The organism is Mesorhizobium sp. M7A.F.Ca.CA.001.08.2.1, from assembly GCF_003998455.1.
Lineage (GTDB): Bacteria > Pseudomonadota > Alphaproteobacteria > Rhizobiales > Rhizobiaceae > Mesorhizobium > Mesorhizobium ciceri.
In genome coordinates, this window is record NZ_RZPW01000789.1 from 1 (window position 1) to 2,753 (window position 2,753).

At 62.7% G+C, this 2,753-nt stretch carries 3 protein-coding genes and 1 pseudogene; all 4 read right to left on the reverse strand.

What is annotated here, in order from left to right; genetic code table 11:
- Window positions 1–143 (reverse strand): annotated as a pseudogene (locus EN914_RS30920) (ABC transporter substrate-binding protein); the annotation flags it as partial.
- A 40-nt stretch (window positions 144–183) separates the two neighbouring features.
- Complete coding sequence (locus EN914_RS30925; RefSeq protein ID WP_024501499.1) at window positions 184–1,338, reverse strand: ABC transporter permease; 1,155 nt, start codon at window positions 1,336–1,338, stop codon at window positions 184–186.
- Window positions 1,335–2,213 (reverse strand): ABC transporter permease, encoded by an 879-nt coding sequence (locus EN914_RS30930; RefSeq protein WP_024501500.1) that lies wholly within the window; start codon window positions 2,211–2,213, stop codon window positions 1,335–1,337. The genes EN914_RS30925 and EN914_RS30930 overlap by 4 nt, the downstream gene beginning before the upstream one ends.
- On the reverse strand, window positions 2,214–2,750 hold the full coding sequence (locus EN914_RS30935; protein WP_024501501.1) for an endonuclease domain-containing protein: 537 nt from the start codon (window positions 2,748–2,750) through the stop codon (window positions 2,214–2,216).
- Between the last annotated feature and the right edge of the window lie 3 nt (window positions 2,751–2,753).

The following is a 2,753-nucleotide window of genomic DNA, read 5'->3' on the forward strand; positions in this document are numbered from 1 at the left end:
CCCTTGGCCTTGGCGACATAGTAGCCGGCAAACTGGGCCTGCGTAACCCATTTCAGCTGCAACGTCACCTTGTCGGCGGCCATTGCCTGGAAAGCGGCAAGCGACATCGCGCCAGCCAGAACGGGAATAATCAGTCTTTTCATTTTGTTACCCTCTGAAGTTAGTGCCCTAAACCCACCGCCCCTATCCACCACGGACAGAGGGATGCCAAAACGTGACGGCTCTTTCGACAAGAGCGACCACGCCATAAAAGACCGAACCCGCAAGTGCTGCAACTGCGATTTCGGCCCAGACCATGTCGATGTTCATCCGCCCGACCTCGGTCGAGATGCGGAAGCCCATGCCGACGACAGGCGTGCCGAAGAACTCGGCAACGATGGCGCCGATCAGCGCCAGCGTCGAGTTGATCTTCAGCGCGTTGAAGATGAAGGGAGCTGCTGCCGGCAGCCGAAGCTTCAAGAGCGTCGGCCAGTAGCCCGACGCGTAGGTGCGCATCAGGTCGCGCTCCATATGGCCGGAGGCGGCCAGACCGGCGACCGTGTTCACCAGCATCGGGAAGAAGGTCATGATGATGACCACCGCCGCCTTGGACTGCCAGTCGAAGCCGAACCACATCACCATGATCGGCGCGACGCCGATGATCGGCAGCGCCGAGACCATATTGCCGATCGGCAGCAGGCCGCGCCGCAGGAAAGGCACGCGGTCAGCGAGCACGGCGGTGATGAAGCCGGCGCCGCTGCCCACGACATAACCGAAGATGACCGCCTTGAAGATGGTCTGCCGGACATCGGCACCGAGCACCGGCAGCGAACCGGCTATGCGCGCGCCGATGGCGCTTGGCGGCGGCAGCAGGATGAAGGGTATGCCGGCCCCACGCGTCACCGCTTCCCAGATGATCAGGATCCAGGCGCCGAAGATGGCCGGGATGATCAGGCGCAGCGCGGTGCGAGCCCATTTGGCGAACGGACGCAATGATGACAGCACCGCCACGCAGCGCCAGCCAAGCAGCCATGCGGCGGTGAGAAGCAGGAAGTACGGCGTCCGCGCCAGGCCTTCGAAACCGGTGATGCCTCCAATCAGCAGCCACGCGAGCAAATGCGCGCCGATGAAAAGCACAACGGCTTCGACGATGGACGGTATTCTGGCCATCGAGATCAAAGCAGCGACAAGCAGAACGCCGAAGATCAGCCAGGTCGTCGCCACATAGGGATATATCAACGTCCCTGCAGGCTGCGCCAGTGCATCGACTTTCGGCGCGGCGATCGGGCCGAGCGCCACTGCGATCAGGCACAGCACGATCGCCAGCACTGCCTGCCAGGAGGGTTTCAGCCAGTTCATGCCGGCCTCCCGCCCATGGCGCGGTCGACGAGGCGCCCGGCAATGCCGACCACCATGACCAGAAGGGCGGCCACCACCGAACCGGCGACCAGCGCCGACCAGATGTCGATGGACTGGCTGTAATAGGCGCCGGCGAGCAGCTTGGCGCCGATGCCGGCGACAGCGCCAGTCGGCAGTTCGCCGACGATGGCGCCGACCAGGCTTGCCGCCACCGCCACTTTCATCGAGGTGAACAGGAACGGCACCGAAGCAGGCACGCGCAACTTCCAGAAGGTCTGCGCGCGACTGGCATTGTAGGTGTGCATCAGGTCGAGATGCATGATCTCGGGCGAGCGCAGGCCCTTCACCATGCCGACAGTCACCGGGAAGAACGACAGATAGGTCGAAATCATCGCCTTCGGGACTAGCCCGCTGATGCCGATCGCCCCCAGCACGACGATGATCATCGGCGCCACAGCCAGGATGGGAATGGTCTGCGAGGCGATGATCCACGGCATCAGGCTGCGGTCGAGCGTCGCCACATGGACAATGCCGACGGCGATGATGATGCCGAGCGCCGTGCCGAAAGCGAAGCCGAGCAGCGTCGACGAAAGCGTCACCCAGGCATTGTAGACCAGGCTGCGGTTGGAGGTGATGGGCCGCAGGAAGGTGTTCTCGAAGAAATTCACCGCCACCTGGTGCGGCGCCGGCAATGTCGGCTTCGGCTGCGACAGCGTCTTGCCGATGAGTTGGCTGAACGTGGATGTTTCACCGGCGCGACGATCGAGATCGCGCTGGAACGGCGTGTTGAGGATGACGGCGAAGACATACCAGAGCGCGACCACGCCAACGAGGATGGAGGTGACGGGAACGAGCTTGTCGCGGAAGGTGTCCATCTAGCGGGCCTCAGCCGACTGGCGCCCTCCTCTCCCCAACGGGGAGAGGATGGCCGGAGCGAAGCGGAGGTCGGGTGAGGGGGTGGAAATCTTTCCGTCAAGGCAAGCCAAGATCGTATCCAGGACCGCTCGACGTTCGGCCAAAACCTCATGATTCCAGAACCGGGGAACCGAATAACCTTGTCCGTTCAGCCAAGCTGTCCTGGAAGGGTCGGTTGGAGAATCTGCGTGCTGACTACCATCAAGTTCGACAATCAGGCTTACCTCGCGACAAACAAAATCCGCGATGAACGGTCCAAGCGGCACTTGCCTCACAAATTTGTAGCCATTGAGATGACGGCCTCTCAGTTCCCCCCAAAGCCTGTATTCAGCCTCGGTCTCGTCAACCCGCAGCTTTCGGGCGCGAGCGGTTGCCCCGACCTTTCTCTTGGTCGGATCCGTCGGCGCCGCCCCCTCACCCGACCTCCGCTTCGCTCCGGCCACCCTCTCCCCGTTGGGGAGAGGAGGGAGCCCGTCGTTTGCTCCCTCAATCGTCATAGC

What these genes read in the sequence shown, in the direction of transcription:
- EN914_RS30925 (WP_024501499.1), bottom strand. Translation starts at nt 1,338, where the DNA reads ATGAACTGGCTGAAACCCTCCTGGCAGGCAGTGCTGGCGATCGTGCTG.
- EN914_RS30930 (WP_024501500.1), bottom strand. Translation starts at nt 2,213, where the DNA reads ATGGACACCTTCCGCGACAAGCTCGTTCCCGTCACCTCCATCCTCGTT.
- EN914_RS30935 (WP_024501501.1), bottom strand. Translation starts at nt 2,750, where the DNA reads ATGACGATTGAGGGAGCAAACGACGGGCTCCCTCCTCTCCCCAACGGG.